General features: G+C 72.3%; 20 protein-coding genes and 1 pseudogene. 10 read left to right on the top strand and 11 right to left on the bottom strand.

Going from position 1 to position 24,056, the window contains the following annotated elements; all coding sequences use genetic code 11:
• Nucleotides 1-97 precede the first annotated feature (97 nt).
• Nucleotides 98-733, bottom strand: a complete 636-nt coding sequence (locus VE614_RS08235; protein ID WP_324934183.1) for a GNAT family N-acetyltransferase — start codon at nt 731-733, stop codon at nt 98-100.
• A 499-nt stretch (nt 734-1,232) separates the two neighbouring features.
• Between VE614_RS08235 and VE614_RS08240 the strand changes: the two genes are divergently transcribed.
• Entirely contained in the window at nt 1,233-3,119 is a 1,887-nt protein-coding gene (locus tag VE614_RS08240; protein ID WP_324934185.1) for a rhamnogalacturonan lyase, read from the top strand.
• A gap of 55 nt (nt 3,120-3,174) precedes the next feature.
• Here the strand turns inward: VE614_RS08240 and VE614_RS08245 are convergent, their stop codons facing one another.
• The 5 genes from VE614_RS08245 to VE614_RS08265 form a co-directional block, all read right to left on the bottom strand.
• Nucleotides 3,175-3,909 (bottom strand): DJ-1/PfpI family protein, encoded by a 735-nt coding sequence (locus VE614_RS08245; protein WP_324934187.1) that lies wholly within the window; start codon nt 3,907-3,909, stop codon nt 3,175-3,177.
• A gap of 69 nt (nt 3,910-3,978) precedes the next feature.
• Entirely contained in the window at nt 3,979-4,587 is a 609-nt protein-coding gene (locus VE614_RS08250) for a DJ-1/PfpI family protein (RefSeq protein ID WP_324934189.1), read from the bottom strand.
• Between the two features lie 98 nt (nt 4,588-4,685).
• On the bottom strand, nt 4,686-5,336 hold the full coding sequence (locus VE614_RS08255; RefSeq protein ID WP_324934191.1) for a DJ-1/PfpI family protein: 651 nt from the start codon (nt 5,334-5,336) through the stop codon (nt 4,686-4,688).
• Nucleotides 5,337-5,488: 152 nt separating this feature from the next.
• On the bottom strand, nt 5,489-6,436 hold the full coding sequence (locus tag VE614_RS08260) for a GlxA family transcriptional regulator (RefSeq protein ID WP_324934193.1): 948 nt from the start codon (nt 6,434-6,436) through the stop codon (nt 5,489-5,491).
• A gap of 185 nt (nt 6,437-6,621) precedes the next feature.
• Nucleotides 6,622-6,837 carry a twin-arginine translocase TatA/TatE family subunit gene (locus VE614_RS08265; RefSeq protein ID WP_324934195.1) on the bottom strand — a complete coding sequence of 72 codons (216 nt, stop codon included), beginning with the start codon at nt 6,835-6,837 and terminating at the stop codon, nt 6,622-6,624.
• Between the two features lie 152 nt (nt 6,838-6,989).
• On the opposite strand from VE614_RS08265, the gene VE614_RS08270 reads away from it, so the two are divergent.
• Nucleotides 6,990-7,424, top strand: a complete 435-nt coding sequence (locus tag VE614_RS08270; protein WP_324934197.1) for a BlaI/MecI/CopY family transcriptional regulator — start codon at nt 6,990-6,992, stop codon at nt 7,422-7,424.
• Nucleotides 7,425-7,430: 6 nt separating this feature from the next.
• Complete coding sequence (locus VE614_RS08275) at nt 7,431-8,375, top strand: M56 family metallopeptidase (protein WP_324934199.1); 945 nt, start codon at nt 7,431-7,433, stop codon at nt 8,373-8,375.
• A 29-nt stretch (nt 8,376-8,404) separates the two neighbouring features.
• Here the strand turns inward: VE614_RS08275 and VE614_RS08280 are convergent.
• Nucleotides 8,405-8,713 (bottom strand): annotated as a pseudogene (locus VE614_RS08280) (Tellurite resistance TerB); the annotation flags it as partial.
• A 210-nt stretch (nt 8,714-8,923) separates the two neighbouring features.
• Here VE614_RS08280 and VE614_RS08285 point away from each other — a divergent pair.
• From VE614_RS08285 to VE614_RS08300, 4 genes are all read left to right on the top strand, one after another.
• On the top strand, nt 8,924-10,264 hold the full coding sequence (locus VE614_RS08285) for a hemolysin family protein (RefSeq protein WP_324934201.1): 1,341 nt from the start codon (nt 8,924-8,926) through the stop codon (nt 10,262-10,264).
• Complete coding sequence (locus VE614_RS08290) at nt 10,261-11,286, top strand: hemolysin family protein (protein WP_324934203.1); 1,026 nt, start codon at nt 10,261-10,263, stop codon at nt 11,284-11,286. Before VE614_RS08285 ends, VE614_RS08290 begins: the two co-directional genes overlap by 4 nt.
• A 186-nt stretch (nt 11,287-11,472) precedes the next feature.
• Nucleotides 11,473-12,810: a hemolysin family protein gene (locus VE614_RS08295; RefSeq protein ID WP_324934205.1), complete on the top strand. Its 1,338-nt coding sequence runs from the start codon at nt 11,473-11,475 to the stop codon at nt 12,808-12,810.
• On the top strand, nt 12,807-13,826 hold the full coding sequence (locus VE614_RS08300) for a hemolysin family protein (RefSeq protein WP_324934207.1): 1,020 nt from the start codon (nt 12,807-12,809) through the stop codon (nt 13,824-13,826). Before VE614_RS08295 ends, VE614_RS08300 begins: the two co-directional genes overlap by 4 nt.
• Nucleotides 13,827-13,920: 94 nt before the next feature.
• On the opposite strand, the gene katG is transcribed toward VE614_RS08300, so the two are convergent.
• The 4 genes from katG to VE614_RS08320 form a co-directional block, all read right to left on the bottom strand.
• Entirely contained in the window at nt 13,921-16,113 is a 2,193-nt protein-coding gene (gene katG, locus VE614_RS08305) for a catalase/peroxidase HPI (RefSeq protein ID WP_324934209.1), read from the bottom strand.
• A gap of 189 nt (nt 16,114-16,302) precedes the next feature.
• Nucleotides 16,303-17,130, bottom strand: coding sequence for a carbohydrate ABC transporter permease (locus VE614_RS08310; protein WP_324934211.1), 828 nt, complete (start codon nt 17,128-17,130; stop codon nt 16,303-16,305).
• A 5-nt stretch (nt 17,131-17,135) separates the two neighbouring features.
• Nucleotides 17,136-18,089 carry a sugar ABC transporter permease gene (locus VE614_RS08315; RefSeq protein WP_324934213.1) on the bottom strand — a complete coding sequence of 318 codons (954 nt, stop codon included), beginning with the start codon at nt 18,087-18,089 and terminating at the stop codon, nt 17,136-17,138.
• 10 nt (nt 18,090-18,099) lie between these two features.
• Entirely contained in the window at nt 18,100-19,326 is a 1,227-nt protein-coding gene (locus tag VE614_RS08320; RefSeq protein WP_324934215.1) for a sugar ABC transporter substrate-binding protein, read from the bottom strand.
• 280 nt (nt 19,327-19,606) lie between these two features.
• Here VE614_RS08320 and yicI point away from each other — a divergent pair, with 280 nt between their 5' ends.
• The 3 genes from yicI to VE614_RS08335 all read left to right on the top strand — a co-directional run bounded on the left by yicI (nt 19,607) and on the right by VE614_RS08335 (nt 23,962).
• Entirely contained in the window at nt 19,607-21,889 is a 2,283-nt protein-coding gene (gene yicI, locus VE614_RS08325; RefSeq protein ID WP_324934217.1) for an alpha-xylosidase, read from the top strand.
• Between the two features lie 111 nt (nt 21,890-22,000).
• Nucleotides 22,001-22,630, top strand: coding sequence for a helix-turn-helix domain-containing protein (locus tag VE614_RS08330; protein WP_324934219.1), 630 nt, complete (start codon nt 22,001-22,003; stop codon nt 22,628-22,630).
• Nucleotides 22,631-22,876: 246 nt separating this feature from the next.
• Complete coding sequence (locus VE614_RS08335) at nt 22,877-23,962, top strand: Ku protein (RefSeq protein ID WP_324934221.1); 1,086 nt, start codon at nt 22,877-22,879, stop codon at nt 23,960-23,962.
• The last annotated feature ends 94 nt before the right edge of the window (nt 23,963-24,056 follow it).

The following is a 24,056-nucleotide window of genomic DNA, read 5'->3' on the forward strand; positions in this document are numbered from 1 at the left end:
GGAGAGCCGTTCGAGCGGCTCGGCGGACGGCGCGGTCCGCTGTCATCGCCGGAGGAGATCCGGAGCAGGGGGCGCTGTGCGGCTGACGCTCCGGGCGTCAGGGCCGGTAGACGCATTCGGCCAGGGTGGCGTGCTTCTTCCAGCCCAGCGTCTCGTACAGCGCGCGCCCGGCGTCAGTGGCGCCGAGGACGCCGAGGCCCGCGCCCTCCTCCAGGGCGCGGTCGGCGAGCGTGCGCATCACCAACTGCCCCAGTCCACGCCGCCGATGGGCATCCTCGGTCAGCACCCGGTCCACGACCGCGGCGTGCCCGAGCAGCGCCATCTGGCCTTTGGCCGCCTGCTCGCCCGCCGCGTCCAGCACCCGCACGTGGATGACGGCTCCAACGGCTTCCACGGCCACGGTGTATCCCCCGGGCTCGACCGGGTTCGTGGCCGTGAAGTCGGTTGCCATCAGATGCCCGGTCTCTTCGTAGGCCACCACCCAGCCCGGAAGCAGCCAGGGCTCGATCTCCTCCGGCTCCGCGGGCATCTTCATCCAGGTCCGCGGTACGGTCACCGAGGCAGCGGCGCTGCGGATCAGCGCCTCGTCAGCCTCGGGCAGGACATGCCGCCCGACTTCGTCGGGGTTGTCGGCCACTGAGATGTAGAACCCCCAGGGCTTGTCGACCGGCGGCGGCGTCCGACGCGATACAGCCCAGCCCGCCACCCAGGTCCTGACCATGTCCGCGACCATCGACCCTCCCGTGTCATCAGCCGCAGCAGCGACGTGTAATGACTAAACAGCGACAGCGCATGTTACGTCGCCGTGCTGCGTGCAACAACCGATACGGGGTGGACGACCGGCTTTGCCGAAGTGCGGGCCGCCTGAGCCGGCTTCGGCGGGCATGTGCGGCCTCACCCGGCTCGCTGCGTCGGTGAGTCCGTGGAGCGGCCAGATGACCGGCGAACTGGTGGGCGAGCCCAGACCGAGGCCCGCAGCGCTTCTCGGAGTGCTTCGACGTGTGCGCAGGGAGCTGGGCGGCCGGGCAACTGGCCACGCGAATCGACTCCGAGGCGAAGCAACGGATCCGCACATTGCCGAACATCCGATTGCGACAGGATCCTTGACGGCGCAACAGCCGCCTCCTACCCTCCACGCCGTGGGAGCGTTCCCACACTCACCTGAGCGCACCGGCACCCGCACCCTGCCCAGACACGCCGTGGTCGCTCACCCCCACGCACCGGAGGTCATCGTGACCGACGCACACCCCCGCACCACGCCACGCGTCCGGAAGGCGAGAAGCCGGCTGATCGGCGGCGTCACGGCCGCCGCCGCGCTGGCCGTCTCCACGCTCGTCGGACTGCCGGACACCGCGAACGCCGCGACCGCCAAGCAGGTCGAACGTCTCGACCGGGGACTGACCAGCGTCCACACCAGCAGCGGCAACCTGGTGTCCTGGCGGTGGCTGGCCACCGACCCGGACAACGTGGCGTTCAACGTCTACCGGGGCACCAGCAAGCTCAACTCCTCGCCGCTGACCGGCGCGACCAACTACTTCGACTCCGGCGCCGCGGACTCGGCGGAGTACACGGTGCGCGCGGTGGTGAACGGCACCGAGCAGCCCGCTTCCGGGCAGGCGCTGCAGTTCCGGTCCGGATACCTCGATGTGCCGATATCCCCGCCGTCCGGCGGTACCACCCCGGACGGCGTGGCGTACACCTACGAGGCCAACGACGCCAGCGTCGGCGACCTCGACGGCGACGGCAGACTCGACCTGGTCCTGAAGTGGCAGCCCACCAACGCCAAGGACAACTCGCAGTCGGGGTACACCGGCAACACCGTCGTCGACGGCGTCAAGCTCGACGGCACCCGGCTGTGGCGGATCGACCTGGGCCGCAACATCCGCTCCGGCGCGCACTACACGCAGTTCCAGGTGTACGACTACGACGGCGACGGCAAGGCCGAGGTCGCCATGAAGACCGCCGACGGCACCCGCGACGGCACGGGCGCGGTGATCGGCAGCTCGTCGGCCGACCACCGCAACTCCAGCGGATACATCCTGTCCGGCCCCGAGTACCTGACCATGTTCAACGGCCAGACCGGCAGGGCGATGGGCACCGTCGACTACGTCCCCGCCCGCGGCACCGTCTCCTCCTGGGGCGACTCCTACGGCAACCGCGTCGACCGCTTCCTCGCCGGCACCGCCTACCTGGACGGCGCCCGCCCCTCCCTGATCATGGCGCGCGGCTACTACACCCGCACGGTCATCGCCGCCTGGGACTGGCGGGGCGGTCAGTTCACCCGCCGCTGGACCTTCGACACCAGCTCCTCGACCAACGCGGGAAAGGGCTACGACGGGCAGGGCAACCACAGTCTGTCGATCGCGGACGTGGACGGTGACGGCAGGGACGAGATCGTCTACGGCGCGATGACCGTCGACGACAACGGCGCCGGCCTGTGGACCACCCGGCTGGGCCACGGCGACGCGGGCCACGTCGGCGACCTCAACCCCTCCCGCGCGGGCCTGGAGTACTTCAAGGTCTCGGAGGACTCGAGCAAGCCCGGCTCCTGGATGGCCGACGCGCGCACCGGGCAGATCCTGTGGCAGACCGCCTCGGGTTCCGACAACGGCCGCGGCGTCGCCGCCGACGTCTACGCCGGCAGCGCGGGAGCCGAGGCGTGGTCGGCCGCCGACACCACGCTGCGCTCCGCGACCGGCGCCTCCCTCGGCCGGGAGCCCTCCAGCGTCAACTTCCTGTCCTGGTGGGACGGCGACACGGTCCGCGAACTCCTCGACGCCACCCGCATCGACAAGTACGGCACCTCCGGCGACACCCGCCTGCTCACCGGCTCCGGCGTCTCCTCCGGCAACGGCACCAAGGCCACGCCCGCCCTCTCCGGGGACATCCTCGGCGACTGGCGTGAGGAGGTCGTCTGGCGGACCAGCGACAACCGCGCCCTGCGCATCTACGCGACGCCCCACCAGACCGGCACCAGGATCACCACCCTGCTCCACGACACCCAGTACCGCACCGCCCTCGCCTGGCAGAACACCGCCTACAACCAGCCCCCGCACCCCGGCTTCTTCATCGGCAGCGGCATGCCCACCGCACCGCGACCCACCGTCTACACCCCCTGAACCGCGACACGCGCAAGCGCCGCCCGGGCTCCTCGCGGGGCCCGGGCGGCGGCCGTCAGGCCGGACGCGGGCGGGCCGTCCACACCGTGCCGCGAGCCTCGTACTCCAGCATGGCCTCCAGGCCGAGCGCGGTGTCGACGCCCAGCTCGCGGCGGGCCAGCCACAGGGCGAGGTCCAGGCCGGAGGTGACGCCTCCGGCGGTGACCAGGTCGCCGTCGTCGACGACGCGGGCGTTCTTCAGGAGCCCGCCCTGCTCTTCGAGGTCCGGCCGCGCCCGGTGGTGGGTGGTGCAGGGCCGGCCCCGGGTCAGGCCGGCGGCGGAGAGGAGCATCACCCCGGTGCACAGGGCGCTGATGGTGAGGCCCGGGCGAGGGGCCTCGGCCAGCGCCCGGGGCAGCGCACCCCGCCGGATCTCGGCCCAGACGCCGGGATCCTCGCGGCGGGCGTAGCCGCCGCCCGGGACGACGAGGAGGTCCGCCTGCTCCGGTGCCCAGGCGTGGTCGACGCGGAGGGTGGTGCCGAAGGCGGCCTTGACGGTGCGCGGGCCGTCGAGGGCGACGTAGCGCACGTCCACGGAACGGCCGGTGAAGTAGTCGGAGGCGGCGAACACCTCGTAGGGGGCGGAGAAGTCGAGTTCCTCGACGCCGTCGAAGAGGACGACGTGCACGCGGAAGGGTTTGCCGCCGCCGCGCGGCGAAGGGGCAGCGGCGGCACTGTGCGGGGCGGTGCCGACGGCCAGGCCGGCGGCACCGAGAGCGGTCGCGCCGCGCAGGAGGGTGCGTCGTTTCACGGATCGTCTCTTTCGCTGGGTGGGGGGCAGGGGCGATGCGGGCGCCTGGGGCCAGGCGGCCCGCGCGGGTCAGCCGACGAGGGGCTCGTCGGCGAGATACGGGGGCGCCGGGTCGTACTGGAGTTCGCGGCGCACGGCGCGTGCGTGGTCACGGCCGTGCAGACGGCCGACGAGCCAGAGTGCGCTGTCGATCCCGGCGGAGACACCCTGGCTGGTGAGGAGCCGGTCGTCGACGACGTACCGGGCCTCGGAGACGACGGTCACGTCCCCGCGTGCCGCCAGGGCCGCCTCGTACTGCCAGTGGGTGGCCACCCGGCGGCCGCGCGCCGGTCCGGCGGCGTGCAGCAGGAAGGCGCCGGTGCAGACACCGACCACCCACTGGGCCCGCGCGGCCCGCTCGGCGAGCCATCCGGTGACGCGCGGGTTGTGCGGCTCGGCCTCCCGGGCCCCGGAACCACCGGGGACGAGCACGACATCGAGCGGCGGGTGGTCGTCGAGCGTACGGTCCGGCAGCACGCGCATGCCGTTGGCGCAGCGCACCGGGCCGGGCCGTTCGGCGAGAAGCAGCGCGGTGTCGGCGCCGTCGCGCAGCGCCGCGGAGGTGGTGAAGACTTCCCAGGGGCCCGCGAAGTCGAGTTCCTCCGCGGTGTCGAAGAGGAGTATGCCGTAGGTGGTCATCGCTGAGCCGTTCGAGGTCGGGGCTGCCGCGGGGGAGCGGTGCCGGAGGCGGTGGGTACGGTCGCGTCGTTCCGTCAGAGGGGGGAACGCCCGTGTCGTCAGCGCGTGTTGACGGTGCCCCGGCGCTCGTACTCCAGGACCTCCTCGGCGAAGACGGCCGTGTCCGGGCCGAGGAACCGTTCGAGCAGCCAGATACCGAGGTCGATGCCGGAGGTGACGCCACCGCAGGTGACGAGGTCGCCGTCGTCGACCACCCGGCCGCCGACCACGTGTCCGCCCTCCCGCCGCAGATCGTCCTGGGCGATGTGGTGGGTGGTGCACCGGCGTCCGGCCGTCAGTCCGGCGGCGGACAGCAGCATGGTGCCCGTGCACACCGCGCCCAGGACGAGGCCCTTCCTCGGGGCCGCCTTGAGGGCGCGGGGCAGGATGCCACGCGCGATCTCGCGTTGCAGACCGGAGCCGTCGCCGTACCCCGCGCCGGGCACGATGATCACGTCGGCCGAGCGGGGCGACCAGGCGTCCCGGCACAGGATCTCCATGCCGGCTGCCGTCCGCACCCGGCGCACCCCTTCGACGTGTACGAAGGACTGCGTGACGAGGTCCTCGCCGGCGATGCCGAGCACCTCGACATGACCGGCGAAGTCCTGCTCCTCGACGCCGTCGTAGAGCACGGTGTGGACGCGCAGCGGGCGCCCGGTCCGGTTGCCGGTGTGCGGGAGCGGGGCGGCGCCCGTGGGCTGGGTGGACATGGGGGTCTCCGGATGGACGGGGCAGCACGGTGTCCGGCGGCCGGCGGAAGCGGGAACGCGTTCAGTCTTCCGGCGGCCGGTGACCGACGACACCGGCGCGCGTGCCTATGACGCGCAAGATGCGGCCAGCCCTCGGAGGCGCAACTCACGGCTCACATACGGAAGGTGTCCCGGTAGGCGGACGGGGTGGTGCCGACCTGCCGGGTGAAGTGGTGGCGCAGCGCCTCGACCGAGCCGAACCCGGTCTCGTCGGCCACCTTCGTCAGCGGCAGCTCCGTCGTCTCCAGAAGCTCCCTGGCACGCTGGACGCGCTGGGCGAGCAGCCAGCGCAGCGGGGTCGTACCCGTCTGGGCCCGGAAGTGCCGGGACAGGCTGCGGCGGCTCATCATCGCGTGGGCGGCGATGTCGGCGAGACTCAGCGGCTCGTTCAGCTTGCCGCGCATCCACTGCAAGGTGTCACCGAGGTCGGCGGAGTCGTCCTCGGGCGCCCGGTACTCGATGAACTGGGCCTGGCCGCCGGTCCGTTGCGGCGGCATCACCAGCATCCGCGCGACCTTCGCGGCGACCGCCGCGCCGTGGTCGCGGCGGACCATGTGCAGGCACAGGTCGAGGCCGGCGGCGATCCCGGCCGAGGTGAGCACCTGACCCTCGTCGACGTAGAGCACGGACGGGTCGACGCGCGTTCCGGGGAACCGTTCGGCCAGCTGGTCCGCGAACCGCCAGTGGGTGGTCGCGCGGCGGCCCTCCAGGAGTCCGGCGTGGCCGAGGGCGAAGGCGCCGGTGCAGATGGAGGCGATGCGGGCGCCGCGGGCCGCCGCCTCCCTCAGCAACTGGACGGCCCGCGGATCGGGGACATGGTCGTGGGGGATGCCGGGCACGATGACGGTGGCCGCGTCCAGGGCGTCGTCCCAGCCGTACGGGGAGGAGATGTCGAAGGGCTGGGCCGGTCCGGCCATGGCCGGCACCGCCCGGTCGGCGCACACCCGCAGTTCGTAGGCCGGTGTCCCGTCGTCCCGGGTGGCGAACGCGAACACCTGGCAGGGGATGGCCAGATCGAAGGCCGACACCCCGTCGAGCGCGAGAACCGCAACCACCTGCATACGACCCGAGCCTAGGCCACGGCCCGGCCGCCCCCTTGGCCGGATCACCCGCCGGCAGCGGTCGGGGAGCGGCGCGCGGTCAGGAGCAGGGGACTGGAGGGGGCCCGGCGGGGCGGGTGCTCAGTCCTGCGGCGGGTGCGGCGGGGCGGGTGCTCAGTCCCGCGCCGGTGAGGCGGGGCGGGTGCTCAGTCCTGCGGCCGGTGCGGCGGTGCGGGAGTCTCCGTCTCGCCGCGGATCACCCGGGGTGCGGCCGGCTCCCGGCCGTCCTTCACCGCCCTGCCCTCCGCCTTGAGGATGCGCGCCGCCTTGCCGGCCGACCGGGCCAGCTCCGGGCCCTTCCTCGCGGCGATCACGGCTATGACGACGATGAGGACGACGGCCAGCTCACTCAGTCCGAACACTGCGTTCCCTTTTCAGCGGGTGCGGTCCGGGCCCGCGACGCGGACCCCCGAAGGCAAGCTACAGCACTGTAGAAATCCCGGACAGTGGCTCCTGCCTCGCGGTTTACGATGTACCGCTCGTGACCCAGGAGGCGGCGGAAGGGAGACAGGGCGTGACGGATCAGCGGCGCCCCCGGCGGCGGGGGCAGGGCGAGCTGGAGGCACAGGTCCTGTCCGCCCTGCGTGCGGCGGACGGCCCCGCCACGGCGGGCTGGGTGCAGGAACGGCTCGGCGGAGGGCTCGCCTACACCACGGTCGTCACGATCCTGACCCGGCTGATGGCCAAGGGAGCGGTCACCCGCGAACGGGCCGGCCGGTCCTTCGCCTGGACGCCCGCGGCGGACGAGGCCGGGCTCGCCGCCCGCAGGATGCGCAAGGTGCTGGACTCCGAGAGCGACCGTGAGGCGGTGCTGGCCAGCTTTGTCACCGGGCTGGACGCGGACGACGAGCGGATGCTGCGCGACCTGCTGGACCGCGCGAAGGGCGACGCCCCGGCGGCGGAGGCGGGCGGGGAAGAAGCGGGAGCAGCGGGCGAAGGGGAAGACTGAGACCGCATGGGGGTGTTCGTCTTTCTGCCGCTCATCCTGCCGTTGACGGCCTGGCCGATCGCCCGGCTCGCCGAGCAGCACCTGCATCCGCGCGTCGCCACCCGGCTGGTGACGGGCGTGGCCGGCGTGATGGCGCTGTGCAGCACGGTCTGCCTCGGGCTGCTGGTGGTGGCCGGCACCGCGCAGCTGCCGGGCAACCCGCTGCCGGACGGGTGGTCGCACCCCGAGGTGCGTGCGGCCGTCCCGCAGGACGAGGTGGCCGGGAAGCTGGCCGTTCCCGCGCTGCTGGCCGTCGCCGTGGCCTGCGGCAGACTGCTGTGGCGGCACCGGGCCGTACGGCGCCGCGCCCACCGCGCGCTCGCCGGTCTCCCCGGCACCCGGGTCGCCGTCCTGCCCGACGGCACGCCCTACGCCTACGCCCTGCCCGGCGGCGGCGCCCGCGGCCGGGCCGGTCGTGTCGTCGTCACCACGGGGCTGCTTGCCGGCCTCCGACCGGCCGAGCGGCGCGCCCTGTTCGCGCACGAGCGGGCCCATCTGTCGGCCCGGCACCACCGGTTCCTGCTGGTGGTGCAGCTGGCCGCGCGGGCCAACCCGTTCCTGCGGCCGCTGCGTACGGCGGTGTCGTACACGGCGGAGCGCTGGGCGGACGAGGAAGCGGCCCGCGCCGTCGGCGACCGCCGGGTGGTGGCCCGCGCGATCGGCAAGGCGGCGCTGGTCTCCTGGGGGACGCCTCTGCCGACGCTCGCGGGCTTCGCCGCGTCCGGGCCGGTGCCGCGCCGGGTCGCGGCCCTGCTCGGCCCCGCGCCCGCCGCGCGGAACTGGCCCTCGGCGTTCACCGCGGTGGGCCTGGCGGCGTGGACGGCGGCCGTGGGTACCGCCGTGTCCGCGATGTCCTCCGCCAACGCGGCGGTGACCCTCGCCCTCATCCTGCACGCGGCGACCCCGCTCTGAGGGCGGGCGCCCGCCGGCCCTGACCCCCGGAGGCCGGACTCGTGCGGCGGCGGGCCGAGCGCGTAGCACGCCTCGCGGACGACGGCCCGCCTGTCCGCGTCGAAGTCGCCGTCGGCGCCGCAGCACGTCGTTGGCGGCGATGAGATGGGCCACGCGTTGCCGTTCGGACGGATCGGCCGTGCCGTCGGCGGCGGCGGCGACCAGCGCGCACATCGCCATGCTCGCGTCGCGGAACGCGCCACTGGTCAGCTCGCGCCACTGGTCAGCTCGTTCTTCCTCGCCGTCAGCTGGGTCCGCGTCCGCGACGCGGATTCCTTGAGGCGGTCCCACAGGGCCATGACATCCCCTTCGGAGCGAGCCGGCCTCGGCAATCACTTCTACAGCGATGTAGGAACTATCAGTCCTTTACAGTGGATGTAGAAGCAGGCGATCCTGTTTCCCCCACGTCCCGAAGAGAAGGAGCGAAGGTTCCCGATGGGTGAGCCTCCCAGTACCAGCCGTGCCGTCCCGTGCGGGCCTCATCCGGGTGAGGGAGCGGGGGTGGCACGGTGACCGAGATCCTGCTGCTCCTGCTGGCCCTGCTGCTCACCCTGGCCTGCGCGGTGTTCGTCGCGGCCGAGTTCTCGCTGACCACCGTCGAGCGCGCCGACCTCGAACGGGCTGCCGAGGCCGGGGAACGCGGCGCCGACGGCGCCCTGCGGGCCGTCCGCCGGCTGACCCTCCAGCTGTCCGGCGCCCAGCTCGGCATCACCGTCACCTCGCTGGTGATCGGCATGCTCGCCGAGCCGTCCCTCGCGGCGCTGCTGCGCGGCCCGCTGCGGGCGCTCGGCCTGGGCGGTGCGGCCCCGCCGGTGGCGACCGTGCTGGGTGTGCTGGTGTCCACCGTCGTGCTGATGGTGGTCGGCGAGCTGGTGCCGAAGAACTGGGCGATCTCCCGGCCGCTGGCCGTCGCCAAGGTGGTGGCGGGCCCGCAGCGCGGCTTCACCGCGGCGTTCGGCCCGTTCATCCGCCATCTCAACAGCACGGCGAACCGTTTCGTCCGCCGCTTCGGCCTGGAACCCGCCGAGGAGCTGGCCTCCGCCCGCACCCCCGAGGAACTGGTCGCGCTCGCCCGCCACTCGGCCGCCGAGGGCGCCCTGGAGCCGGACTCCGCCGAGCTGTTCGTACGCACCCTGCACCTGAGCGAGCTGACGGCGCAGAACGTCATGACCCCGCGGGTGGACGTCAAAGCCCTCGAAGTGCACGCGACGGCCGCCGACGCCGCCAACCTCACCCACGCCACCGGCCTGTCCCGCTTCCCCGTCTACCGCCACAGCCTCGACGAGGTCGTGGGCAGCGTGCACATCCGTGACGTCCTCGCCCTCCCTCCGCGGCAGCGGGCCCTCACCCCGGTCACGGCGCTGACCACCGAGCCGTTGCTGGTGCCCGACAGCCTGCCCGCCGACCGCCTGCTGGAGCGGCTGCGCGCCAGCCGCACCATGGCCGTGGTCATCGACGAGTACGGCGGCACGGCAGGTGTGGCGACGGTGGAGGACATCGTCGAGGAGGTCGTCGGCGAGGTCCGCGACGAGCACGACCCCGTCCAGACGCCCGATCTGCTGCCCGCGCCGCGCACCGGCGACGGCCGGGAGGTGTGGGAGGCCGACGGCAGCGTACGCCTCGACCAGCTCGCCGAGACGGGCCTCACCGCCCCCGAAGGCCCCTACGAGACCGTGGCCGGCCTCATCGCCACCCACCTCGCGCGCATCCCCGTCAAGGGCGACACCTGCGAGTTCGACGGCTGGCAGCTGGAGGTCCTGGAGGTCGACCACCACCGCGCCGACCGGATACGGATCACCGCACCGGCCGCCGCCGCCCGCACCGCCCGCCTCGCGGAGGACGCCCGATGACCGCCGTACAGCTCGCCATCGGCGCCCTGACGCTGCTCACCAACGCCTTCTTCGTCGGCGCCGAGTTCGCCCTGATCTCGGTCCGCCGCAGCCAGATCGAGCCCCGCGCCCAGACCGGCAACAAGCGGGCCCGGATGACCCTGTGGGGCCTTCAGCACCTCTCCGCGATGATGGCGACCGCCCAGCTCGGCATCACCGCCTCCTCACTGGTGCTCGGCGCGGTCGCCGAACCCGCCATCGCCCACCTGCTCGAACCCGCCTTCGCGGCGGTCCACCTCCCGCACGGCCTGGTCCACCCGGTCGCGTTCGTCATCGCGCTGGCCCTCGCCACGTATCTGCACATGCTGATCGGCGAGATGGTCCCCAAGAACATCGCGCTCGCCGCCCCGGTGGCCACCGCGCTGCTGCTCGGCCCGCCGCTGGTGGGGCTCACCCGCGCGCTCCGGCCGGTCGTCTTCGGTGTCAACGCCTTCGCCAACGCCCTGCTGCGGCTGCTGCGCGTCGAGCCGAAGGACGAGGTCGCCTCCGCCTTCACCGACGACCAGCTCGCCCGCATGGTCGTCGACGCCAGCGAGGCCGGGCTGCTGACGCCCGCCGACGGCGAGCGGCTGCGCGACGCGCTGGAACTGGGCACCCGGCCGGTCGGCGAGATCCTGGTCCCCGCGCGGCAGATGCGGACCGTGGACGCGTCGATCACCCCGGCGCGGCTGGAGCGGACGGCCGCCGAGGCGGGGTTCTCCCGCTTCCCGGTCACCGGCCCGGACGGCACCCTCCTGGGCTATCTGCACATCAAGGACACCCTCGGTGTCACCGACCGCGACCGGCCGTTCCCGCGCACGGCCCTGCACCGGGTCACCCGCGTCCGGATCGACACGCCGCTGGACGACACCCTCACCGCCCTGCGTGCCGACGGCAGCCATCTCGCCGCCGTGGTCGGCGTGAACGGCAGGGTGATCGGTTTCGTGACGATGGAGGACGTCCTGGACGAGCTGGTCGGACCGGCGGCTCCGTCCTCCGCGTGACCGCCGCACCGGCACCGGCGGGCCGTTCCCGGCCGGGAACAAGGTTTCGGCCGGAATCGTTGTCCGGATACATACCAAGACGAGGAGTCGCTGCTTGTCCGCCAGATCGACGGACCCCTCGGGGCACAGTCCCCGACCATCCCGCCGGAAATCCCCTGAGCACGGCACAGGGCGGGGTGGTGCTCGATGAGTGCCGTGGAGGCCTGGCTGGGCGTGCTGGCCGTGTTCGTGCTGACCGCGGGTACCGGCTACTTCGTCGCCCAGGAATTCGCGTACGTCTCCGTCGACCGGCTGGCGCTCGCCCGGGCCGCGCAGGCGGGGGACCACAAGGCCGCCCGCGCCCTGAAGGTGCTGGAGCGGCTGTCGTTCATGCTCTCCGGCGCGCAGCTCGGCATCACGGTGACCGGCCTCGTCGTCGGCTTCATCGCCGAACCGTCCGTGTCGGCGCTGCTCAGGCCCCTGCTGTCCGGTTCCGGCATCCCCGAGGGCGCCGTCACCGGGATCTCGGTCGTGCTGGCCTTCGTGCTGGCGACGGCTGTGCAGATGGTGCTGGGCGAACTGGCCCCGAAGAACATCGCCATCGCCGTCCCGGAGCGGCTGGCACGCTCCCTGGCCGGCTCCACGCTGGCGTATCTGAAGGTCGTCGGCCCGGTCGTACGGATCTTCGACGGGGCGGCGAACAGGCTGCTGCGCAAGGCCGGCATCGAGCCGGTGGAGGAACTGCACCACGGCGCCACCCTGGAGGAGCTGGGCCATCTGATCGGCGAGTCCCACGAGCAGGGACACCTGCCGCGCGGGACCGCCGACCTGCTCGACCACGCCCTGGAGTTCTCCGACCGGACCCTGGACGAGGTGATGGTGCCGCGCGTCGACGCGGTGTTCGTCCGCAAGGACGCCACCGCCGCCGATGCGGTCGGCCTCATCGGCAGGCACGGCCACTCGAACTACCCCGTCCTCGGTGACCACCCCGACGACGTCGCCGGTGTACTCGGCGTCCGGGAGCTGATGGCGCTGCCCGCCGCCCGGCTCGCGGGGACGACGGCGGGCACGGTCGCCCGGCGGCCCCTGCTGCTGCCGGACACACTGCCGCTGCCGGACGCCGTGCGGCGGATGCGGGAACGCGACGACGAGTTCGCCGTGGTCCTCGACGAGCACGGCGGAGTCGCCGGCATCGTCACCTACGAGGACATCGCGGAGGAACTGGTGGGGGACATCGCCGACGAGTCCGACACCGTCACCGAGGTCGCCGTCGCGGACGGCCACGGCTGGCTGGTGGACGCCGGCCGCCGGCTGGACGAGGTGGCCGACGCCACCGGCGTCGAGCTGCCCGAGGAGGAGGACTACGACACCGTGGCCGGCCTGATCGTCGACCGGCTCGGCCGCTTCCCGGCCATCGGCGACCGGATCACCGTGGAACTGCCCGGGGGCGGCGGCGCGGTCATCGACGTCCGCACCCTCGACCGGCATGTGCCGGAGCGGGTCGGGATCGAGCGGCTCGCCGGGCAGCCGGAGGACACCGCATGAGCTTCCCGACGGCGGTCTTCGTGACCGTGCTGCTGCTGATCGGCAGCGGGTTCTTCGTGGCGGCCGAGTTCGCGCTGGTCGCCGCCAAACGGCACCGCATGGAGAAGGCGGCGGCCGAGGGGCGGCGCGGCGCCGGGGCGGCCCTGGCCGGCATGCGCGAGCTGTCGCTGATGCTGGCCGGCGCCCAGCTGGGGATCACCGTCTGCACCCTGGGCCTCGGCTCGGTGTCCAAGCCCGCGATCTCCCATGAACTCGATCCGCTGCTGCACCGGCTGGGGCTGCCCGGCGCCGTGAGCTACGGTGTGGCGTTCGCCGTCGCCATGATCGTCGTGGTGTTCCTGCACATGGTGGTCGGCGAGATGGCCCCCAAGTCGTGGGCCATCGCCCACCCGGAGCGCTCGGCGATGCTGCTGTCCCCGCCGTTCAGGGCCGTGGTCACGGCCGTGGGGCCGCTGATCCGGGTGCTGAACCGGCTGAGCAACGCACTGGTACGGCTGTGCCGGGTCACCCCGCGCGACGAGCTGGCCGCGGTCCACAACCGTGAGCAGCTCACCCACCTGGTGGCGGAGTCCGAACGGCTCGGCCTGATCAGCGAGACGGACTCGGGGCTGCTGACGCGTTCGCTGACCGAGCCGGAGACCCCGGTGCGCGACCTGCTGGTGCCGGCCGCGGAGATCGCCTGGGTCGACGGCGGCGCCGACGCCGACGAGATCCTGCGGCGGGCCGCGGCCGGCGACCGCACCCGGCTGCCGGTCCGCGAACACGGCACCGTCCTCGGCTCGGTGCACGCCCGCGACGCCCTGGTCGCCCGCGCGCGGGGACGGACCACCAGCGCCCGTTCCCTGGCCCGCCCGGTCCCCGAGCTGACCGGGGACGCCACGGTCGCCGACGCCATCGACGTGCTGCGCCGGCGCCGTGCCTCGCTCGCCGTGGTCCGCGACGACTCCGGCCGGCTCACCGGCATGGTGAGCCTGGACGACCTGCTGGCGCGCTACCTGCAACCGCAGAAGGCGTGACGGCACCCTCCGGCCGAGTGCCCGGCCGAGCGCCCGGCCGAGCGCCCTGCCGAACGTCCCGGCCGGCCGTGCGCGACCGGCCGGGACACCGGGCTCAACGGAGGTCGAAGCGGTCGAGGTTCATCACCTTGTCCCACGCGGCCACGAAGTCACGGACGAACTTCTCACCCGCGTCGTGGGCCGCGTAGACCTCCGAGACGGCACGCAGCTGGGCGTGCGCACCGAAGACGAGGTCGACGGCGGTGGCGGTCCACTTCACCTCGCCGGTGGCGCGATCCCGGCCCTCGTAGACGTTCTCGTCCGAGGCCGACGCCTTCCACTCGGTGCCCATGTCGAGCAGGTTGACGAAGAAGTCGTTGGTCAGGGCTCCCGGCCGGTGCGTGAACATGCCGTGCGCGGACCCCTGGAAGCCGGTGTTCAGGGCCCGCATGCCGCCGACCAGCACCGTCATCTCGGGCGCGGTCAGGGTCAGCATGTTCGCGCGGTCCAGCATCAGGGTCTCCGGCGACAGCTTCTCGCCCGCCCGCAGGTAGTTGCGGAACGCGTCCGCCTTGGGTTCCAGGACGGCGAAGGTGTCCGCGTCCGTCTGCTCCTGCGAGGCGTCCGTACGCCCCGGGGCGAACGGGACCGTGACGGCGTGCCCGGCGTCGCGCGCGGCCTGCTCGACGGCCGCGCACCCGCCGAGGACGATCAGGTCGGCGAGGGACACCCGCGTTCCGCCGCTCTGGGAGCGGTTGAAGTCCTGCTGGATCCCCTCCAGCGTCCGCAGTGTCCCGGCCACCTCGGGGACGGCGTTGAGCTCCCAGTCCTTCTGCGGCGCGAGCCGGATCCGGGCCCCGTTGGCGCCGCCGCGTTTGTCGGTGCCGCGGAAGCTCGCCGCCGCCGCCCAGGCGGTGGTGACCAGCTGGGAGAGCGACAGTCCCGAGGCGAGGACCGTGCTCTTGAGGGCGGCGATGTCCTCGTCCCCGACCAGCTCGTGATCGACCGCCGGAACGGGGTCCTGCCACAGCTGAGGCTCGGGGACCCACGGGCCGAGGTAGCGCGAGAGGGGGCCCATGTCGCGGTGCAGCAGCTTGTACCAGGCCTTGGCGAACGCCAGCGCCAGCTCGTCCGGGTTCTCGTGGAAGCGCTTCGCGATCGGCCCGTAGATCGGGTCCACCCGCAGCGCGAGGTCCGTCGTCAGCATCATGGGCGCGTGCCGCTTCGCCGGGTCATGGGCGTCGGGCACGGTCTCGCGGGCCGCGGGGTCCGTGGGGGTCCACTGGTGGGCGCCTGCGGGGCTCCTCGTCAGCTCCCACTCGTACCCGAACAGATTGTCCAGGTAGCCGTTGTCCCACCGCGTCGGCGCGGAGGTCCACGCGCCCTCCAGCCCGCTGGTCAGCGCGTCGGGACCCTTGCCGCTGCCGTAGGTGTTCCGCCAGCCGAAACCCTGCTGTTCGATGGGGGCGGCCTCGGGTTCCGGGCCGATGTAGCTGGGGTCGACCGCGCCATGGCACTTGCCGAAGGTGTGGCCGCCGACGATGAGCGCGACCGTCTCCTCGTCGTTCATCGCCATACGGCCGAATGTCTCGCGAATGTCCCGCGCGGCGGCCATCGGATCCGGATTTCCGTTGGGGCCCTCCGGATTGACGTAGATCAGTCCCATCTGCACGGCGGCGAAAGGACCGGTGAGTTCCCGGTCGCCGCTGTAACGCTCATCCCCGAGCCAGGTGTCCTCGGGACCCCAGAAGATCTCCTCGGGTTCCCAGATGTCCTCCCGCCCGAATCCGAACCCGAACGTCTTGAATCCCATGGATTCCATGGCGCAGTTTCCGGCGAAAACCAGAAGATCGGCCCAGGAGATCTTCCGGCCGTACTTCTGCTTGACCGGCCAGAGCAGCCGGCGCGCCTTGTCGAGGCTCGCGTTGTCCGGCCAGCTGTTGAGGGGGGCGAAGCGCTGGGCGCCGCTGCCGCCGCCGCCCCGGCCGTCCGCGATGCGGTACGTACCCGCGGCATGCCAGCTCATCCGGATGAAGAGCGGCCCGTAGTGGCCGTAGTCGGCGGGCCACCAGTCCTGGGATGTGGTCATCACCTCGAAGACGTCGCGCTTCAGCGCCTCGACGTCGAGGGTCGCGAACTCCTTCGCGTAGTCGTAGTCCTCTTCCATCGGGTTGGCGCGGGGCGAGTGCTGGTGGAGGATCTGGAGGTCCAGCTGATTCGGCCACCAGTCCCGGTTCGACCGCGGCCGCCGAGTCGGCGCGGGCGTCGGGGAGGGGATTGCTGGGTTCTCGCTTTCGCTGCCGGACATGCCCGTCCTTCTTCCTGTCTGCTGCGTGGAATGGTGCGGTGTCGGAGTTCACAGGGCCGCGGTTCGTATGGTCGCGCACCGCGGACCGCGCCGCTATGAAACACGCAGGGCATTTACCGCATAACAAACGTACGAGAAGAGGCGGCTGATTTCTCCCCCTCGCTGAACTTGATGAACGCGCCGGGCGGGTCACTTCACGGAACCGCCGGTGATGCCGGCGGCGATGTACCTCTGGGCGAGGACCAGCAGGATCGCCGCGGGCACCGCGGACAGGACGGACGCGGCCATCACCGAGCCCCAGTCGCCGACGTGCGCGCCGATGTACTGGTAGATGCCGAGCGTGATCGGCTTGACCTCGTCGGTGGTGTTCAGGGTGAGCGCGAACATGAAGTCGCTCCATGAGAACAGGAAGGCGAACAGACCGGAGGTGATCAGCGAGTTGCGGCTCATCGGCAGCACCACCCGCACGAACGTCCGCACCGGCCCGGCCCCGTCGATCTGCGCCGCCTCGATCACCTCGCCCGGGACCGACAGCATGAAGGAGCGCATCAGCACGATCGAGAACGGGATCCCGAGGGAGGCGTCCGCCAGCATCAGGCCGAGGTAGGAGTTGACCAGACCGAGATCGACGTAGGAGTTGTAGAGCGCGTTGGCGATGACGATGCCCGGCACCATCTGGGTGATCAGCGTGCCGAACACGATCGTCCGCGAGCCGCGCAGCCCGAACCGGGCCAGCCCGTAGGCCGCGGGGGCGGCGATCGCCAGGCAGACGGCGACCGCGCCGAGCGAGACGAGCAGCGAGGTCAGCAGGTGACCGCCCTGGTCGGTGAGGGCCCTGGAGAACCCGGACAGGTCCAGGCCGCTCGGCACCGGGTCGACCTGGAGCAGCCCCGAGGCGGGCTGGAGAGCGGTGTTGAGCATCCAGTACAGCGGGAAGAGCATCACGCACAGGATGAGCACCCCGGCGACGGTGGATCCCCAGCGGCGCCTGGCCGGCGTGGGCGTGCGAGAGGTCACGGAGGTCACTTCCCCTCGGTGCGGTTGGCCCGCAGGTAGAGCACCGCGAACACCGCGGAGACCAGGATGAGTACGTTGCCGACGACCGCGCCCGCGCCGAAGTCCAGCCGGACGAAGGAGTTCTGGTAGGTCAGGGTGCCCAGGGTCTGGGTGGCGTCGGCGGGGCCGCCGTCGGTGAGCGCGAGGATCAGATCGAGGATCTTCACCGTCGACATGAAGCCCAGCACGAGGACGACCGTGATCACCGGCTTGAGCATCGGCAGGGTGAGGGAGCGGAAGGTCCGCCAGGCGGAGGCGCCGTCCAGGGCGGCCGCCTCGTACAGCTCCCGGGGGATCTCCTGGAGGCCGCCGTAGAGGATGACCATGTTGAACGGGACGCCGATCCAGATGTTGACCAGGATCACCGACAGCAGGGCCATGCCGGGGCTGGTCAGCCAGGGGGTGTGGCCGCCGAGGCCGAGCGTGTCCAGAAACGCGTTCAGCACGCCCGTGTCCTGGTCGAGGATGCGCCGCCACACGATGCCGGACACCACCATGGGCACCAGCCAGGGCAGCAGGATCAGCGACCGCAGGATGCCGTTCAGCGGGAAACGGCGGCTGAAGAACACCGCGAGCGCCAGGCCGAGGCAGAACTGGCCGAGCAGCGAGCCGGCGGTGAACACGAGGGTGTGCCACAGCGCCTTGCCGAACAGGGCGTCCTGGAAGACGGCCGACCAGTTGTCGACCCCGTTGAAGGGAGCCTCGCCGGTGAAGAACGTCCTCGGCGTGTAGCGCTGGAAGCTCATCACCACGTTGCGGACGAGCGGGTAGCCGAAGAACAGGGCCATGAAGACGACGGCGGGGGCGACGAAGCCCCACTGGGCCAGCGTGCGGCGGCGGCGCAGCCGGGCCGGGCCCGGCCCGGCGGCCCGCCCGGAGGCTTTCCCCGGCGCCTGAGCGGTGACGGTGGACGTGGTCACGTCGCGTACCTCAGTTTCCGCTCGTGGCCCGCTGCTGGGCGCGTTTCAGGGCGGCCTCGCTGGACTCGCCGGTCAGGGCGGACTGGAAGGCGCTCTGGAGCGCGAGCGACACGCTCGGCCAGCCGGCGCCGAGCTTGGCGGTACGGGACCGGGCGGTGGCCACCTGGTCGGCCAGTGCCCGCAGTTCGGGCACCCGCTCGCGCCACACGGCGGCGGCCCCGGCGTGGGCGGGGACCATCCAGCTGTTCAGCGCGTAGGTCAGCTGCTCCATCTGGCCGGCCAGGCAGGCGACGATCCGGCCCGCCGTCCTCTCCCGCTCCGCCTCGCCGGTGCGGGGCACGGTGAGCACGGCACCGCCGAGCGGGGCGACCGAGTCCCCGCCCGTCTTCGGCACCGGGATCCGCGCGATGCCCCAGCGCAGCGACTTCTTGGTGTTGAGGGTCTCCACCTGCCACGGACCGTTGATCATCATGGCCGCGTTGCCCGCCATGAACTGGTCGTTGACGTCCGCCTGTGTCCAGTTGACCGTCGACTTCGACAGCGAGCCGTCGGCCAGCAGGGCCTTCCAGTAGTCGAGCGCCTCGACGACCCGCGGGCCGTCCAGCCGGGTCTCGTCGCCGCCGTTGGACCACATGAACGGCGTGAACTGGAAGACGCCGTCCTCGGCGCCGCCCGCGCTGAGCGCCAGCCCGTACCGCTTGCCCCGGGTGAGCTTCCGCGCGGCCTCCCGCAGCTCGTCCCAGGTGGTGGGGACCGCCACGCCGGCCGCGTCGAGGACGTCCCGGTCGTAGAACAGCGCGAGGGTGTTCACGGAGCGGGCCGCACCGTAGTACGTGCCCTCGTAGGAACCGAAGTCGACGATGCCCCCGGGTATGTCCCGGGTGCTCAGGCCGAGGGTCTCCAGGTCGATCAGGCCGCCCGCCTCGGCGAACGTCGGCATCTCGGAGGCGTCGAACTGGACGATGTCGGGCAGCGACTTCGAGGACGCCATGCGCAGCGCCTTCGTCATCACCTGCGCGGCCGGGACGCTCTGCTGCTCGATGGTGACGCCCAGCCGCTCCCCGCAGCGGTCCATCGCCTGCGCGTCCCAGCGGTGGTAGGTCTCGTCGGTCGAGGAGTTCAGCACGGTGTAGACGTCGCCGTCACGCTGCCGGCCGCATCCGGCCAGCGCGGCGACGAGGACGGAGACGGCGACGAGCGGCACCACGGCCCGGCGGTGGTTGAAGCGCTTCGACATGCTGCGGCCCTTGCTGTCGGATGGCCCGGCCTCCCCGCCGGGGCTTTTGTTCGGCCAGATGACTAATACGTCAATCGATCGGCGTCCCGCTAGACCCGTACACGACTTCTTCTGAGCGCCCAGTGGGGGCCGATCCATGGTGCATGAAGAAAGGGCCTGTTCAGTGAGCATTTGTTGGCCGAACGCCCGGCAGCCCGCGCTGGCTCTGTGTACGATCCGACTCCCCGGGCGACAGTCTCCGCAGTCCCCGCCGAACAGCCCCGCTCCCCCGAGGAAGACCATGAAGTTCACCAACGGGTTCTGGCGCATCCGTGACGGCGTCCAGGTCGCATACGCCACCGAGGTGCGCGATGTGCGCGTCGAATCGAAGCGCTTCACCGCCCATGCCTCCACGCAGCGGGTGAGGCACCGAGGGGACACGCTCAACGCGCCGCTGCTCACCGTCGACTGCTTCTCGCCCGCCGAGGGCGTCATCGGTGTGCGCCTCACCCATCACGCCGGCCCGCTGCGCCCGGGACCGGACTTCGCCCTCGCGGCCGAGACCGGCGGAGCGGGCGAGGTCCGCCGGGACGGCACCGTCACCGAACTGACCAGCGGGCCGCTGACCCTGCGCCTGGACCGGGCCGCCCCGTGGGCCCTGACCTTCCACGCCCCGGACGGACGGGAGGTGACCCGGTCCGGCCGCAAGGGCACCGCCTTCGCCGTCACCGACGACGGCGCGCACCATGTCCTCGCCCAGCTCGCGCTTGGCGTCGGCGAGCAGATCTACGGGCTCGGCGAGCGCTTCACCCCGTTCGTCAAGAACGGCCAGACCGTCGACATCTGGCAGGCCGACGGCGGCACCAGCAGTGAGCAGGCCTACAAGAACATCCCCTTCTACCTCTCCTCCCGTGGCTACGGCGTCTTCGTCAACCACCCCGGCGCCGTCTCCTTCGAGGTCGGCTCCGAGTCCGTCGGGCAGGTGCAGTTCAGCGTCGTGGACCAGACGCTGGAGTACTACGTCGTCGCGGGCCCCACCCCGAAGGACGTCCTCACCCGCTACACCGCCCTCACCGGCCGCCCGGCGCTGCCGCCCGCCTGGTCCTTCGGCCTGTGGCTCACCACGTCCTTCACCACGGACTACGACGAGCCGACCGTGATGTCGTTCGTCGACGGCATGGCCGAGCGCGGCATCCCGCTCTCCGTCTTCCACTTCGACTGCTTCTGGATGCGCGAGTACCAGTGGTGCGACTTCCAGTGGGACCCCGAGGTGTTTCCCGACCCGGAGGGCATGCTCGCCCGGCTCAAGGCCAAGGGGCTGAAGGTCAGCGCCTGGATCAATCCGTACATCGCACAGAAATCCCCGCTGTTCGACGAGGCCGCCGCGCTCGGGCACCTGCTGCGCCGGCCCGACGGCGACGTCTGGCAGTGGGACCTGTGGCAGGCCGGCATGGGGTTGGTCGACTTCACCAGCCCCGACGCCCGCGCCTGGTTCCAGTCGAAGCTGAAGCCGCTCCTCGACCAGGGCGTGGACTGCTTCAAGACGGACTTCGGCGAGCGGATCCCGACCGACGTGGTCTGGCACGACGGCTCGGACCCGGAGCGGATGCACAACTACTACACCCACCTCTACAACCAGACCGTGTTCGAACTCCTCGCCGAGGAACGCGGGCCGGGCGAGGCCGTGCTCTTCGCCCGCTCCGCGACCGCGGGCGGGCAGCAGTACCCCGTGCACTGGGGCGGCGACTGCTGGTCGTCCTTCGAGGCCATGGCCGAGTCGCTGCGGGGCGGCCTGTCCCTGTCGCTGAGCGGCTTCGGGTTCTGGAGCCACGACATCGGCGGCTTCGAGGGCACGCCCGACCCGTCGGTCTTCAAGCGCTGGCTGGCCTTCGGCCTGCTGTCCTCCCACAGCCGTCTGCACGGTTCGTCGTCGTACCGGGTGCCGTGGGAGTTCGGTGAGGAGGCCGTCGACGTCGCCCGGCGGTTCACCCGGCTCAAGCACCGTCTGATGCCCTACCTGTACGGCGCCGCCGCGGAAGCCCACCGCACCGGCGTCCCGGTGATGCGGCCCATGGTCCTGGAGTTCCCGCACGACCCCGCGTGCCGCCCGCTCGACCGCCAGTACCTGCTCGGCCCCGACCTCCTGGTCGCGCCGGTGTTCTCCGAGGACGGCGAGGTCGAGGTCTATCTACCCGAGGGCACCTGGACCCACCTGCTGACCGGCGAACGGGTCACGGGACCGGCGTGGCGCACCGAACGGCACGGCTACGACAGCCTGCCGCTGTACGTCCGCGAGGGCGCCGTGCTGCCGCTGGCCGGCGACGAACGGCGGCCCGACGGCGACTGGCTGGACCACCCGGCCCTGCTCGTCCACCCGCCCGCCTCGGCGGAGTACGCCCGCCGGGTCGGCGTACCGGACCTGACCGGCGCGGAGGCCGCCGTGTTCCGCGTACGGCGGGAGGGCGACGTCCTGCGCGTCACCGCGGAGGGCACCGACCGGCCCTTCACCGTGCGCGTCGCCGGCGGCGCGAGCGCCGAGGGCACGGGGGAGGTGACCGTCCCACTGCGCCGGCCACATGACTAGAGTCGGTGACCAGTCGCCGGGGTGAGCAGCGGCTGGGGTGCCCAGTCGGTGGTGACCTGTCGGTGACGGTCGACGGTCGTCGGTGACCGGTCGGAGAGGAACGGACGGCAGATGGACTCGGGGAAGACCACCGGGACGCGGCGCGCCAGGACCGCGGCGAACCGGGCCCGCATGCTGGGCGCGGCGCGGGACCTGTTCACCGCGCACGGCTACACGGCGACGACCATGAAGGCGATCGCGGACCGCGCCGGGATGGCGGTGCAGACGCTGTACTTCACCTTCGCCACCAAGCGGGCGATCCTCTCCGAGCTCATCGACATCGAGATCGCCGGCGACACCGAGCCCGTCGCGACACTCGACCGCCCCTGGGTCGCCGAGGCGCTGGCCGCGCCCGCCGTCGAGCAGGTGCGGCTACAGGCGGCCGGCGCCGCGCGGATCCTGGCACGGGTCGCCCCGCTGCTGGAGGTGGTCCGGTCGGCCGCGGCGAACGATCCGGAGCTGGCCGAGCTGTGGCACACCAATATCGAACAGCGCCGCACCGTGCAGCTCCGCTTCGCCGAAGCGCTGGAGGCGAAGTCGGCGCTGCGGCCCGGCCTGGCCCCGGACCGCGCCGCCGACATCGCCCTCGCCGTCCTCGCCCCGGAGACCTATGTGCTCCTGGTGCACGAGCGGGGCTGGACACCCGAGGAGTGGCGGGAGTGGGCCGCCGGCACCCTCGTGCACCAGCTGCTCGCGGCCTGAAGCACTCCGCGAGGGGCGCTCGGCGGACTCGCGGCGCGCACGCTCGATCAGGAAGCCGAGAAGCTCGGCGTGGAGAACTGGGAGAGCGTGCCCGACCTCTGGCCGGGGCGGCCGGTCCGCGCCGCCCCCGCGGCCGGGGTGTGCTCCATGTGGATCGCCCGGCGCGCGTCCCGGGCGCGACGGTGCCAGCGTCAAGGGCAGGGAGCACCCATGCCGGGGTGGTCCAGGGACCGAGGAGCGGCGCCGATGGCCCGGGCGATGTGGACCGGCGTGATCACCTTCGGACTGGTCAGCGTGCCGGTCGGCCTGTACACGGCGACCGAGGACCACACCGTCCACTTCCACCAGCTCCAGCGCGGCACCTCCGACCGCATCCGCAACCGCCGGGTCAACGAGCGCACCGGTGAGGAAGTCTCCGCCGGGGACATCGTCAAGGGCTTCGAGGTGGGGGAGGGCGAGTACGTCCTCGTCGAGCCCGACGAACTCGACGAGATCGCGCCGGGCCGCTCCCGGACCATCGAGATCTCCGACTTCGTCGACCTGGACGAGGTCGAGCCGGTCTACTTCGCCCGCACCTACTACGTCGCCCCGCGCGGCGAGCAGTACCAGAAGGTGTACGAGCTGCTGCGCGCGGCGCTGGCCGAGTCCGGCAAGGTCGGGATCGCCACGCTCGTGATGCGCGGCCGGCAGTATCTGACCGCCCTGCGGGCGGAGGAGGAGCTGCTCGTCCTGCAGACCCTGCACTGGGCCGACGAGGTCCGCGACCCGGGCAGGGAACTGCCCGAGCTGCCCTCGGCGCGCGCCGAGCGCGGCAAGGAGCTGGACATGGCGCTGCGACTGGTCGACGCGCTCAGCGGACCCTGGGAGCCGTCCCGCTACCACGACACCTACCAGGAGAAGGTACGGGAGCTGGTGCGGGCGAAGGCCGAGGGCCAGGAGATCACGCCCGCCGAGCAGGCACCACCGGCGACCGACGTCATGGACCTGATGGAAGTCCTCCAGGGCAGTATCGACCGCGCCCGCGGCACCGCGAAAGAGGGCGGGGGCAAGGCGGGCAAGGCGGGCAAGGCGGGCGGGGGCAAGGGGGGCAAGGCGGGCAGGGAGGGCGGGGGCAAGGCGGGCGCGGCGAGTAAGAAGGCGCCGAAGAGCGAGGGCGTGGCCGCCGAGTCCGAGCTGCGCAAGCTCAGCAAGGCCGAGCTGTACCGGCGGGCGACCGATCTGAATGTCGCCGGCCGGTCGAAGATGAGCCGGGAGCGACTGATCGACGCCCTCGCCCGAACGGGACGCGCCGAGCGCCCCGGCCGCCCCCGGAAGAAGACGGTGGCGGCCTGACACCGCGCCGGCCGCTGGCCGGAACCGGGCCGTGAGCCCTCGTCACGAGCATGACGCGGCAGGAGAGGGGAAAGGCGTTGGGGCATGGATGAAC

The organism is Streptomyces sp. (genome assembly GCF_035645055.1).
Taxonomy (GTDB): Bacteria; Actinomycetota; Actinomycetes; order Streptomycetales; family Streptomycetaceae; genus Streptomyces.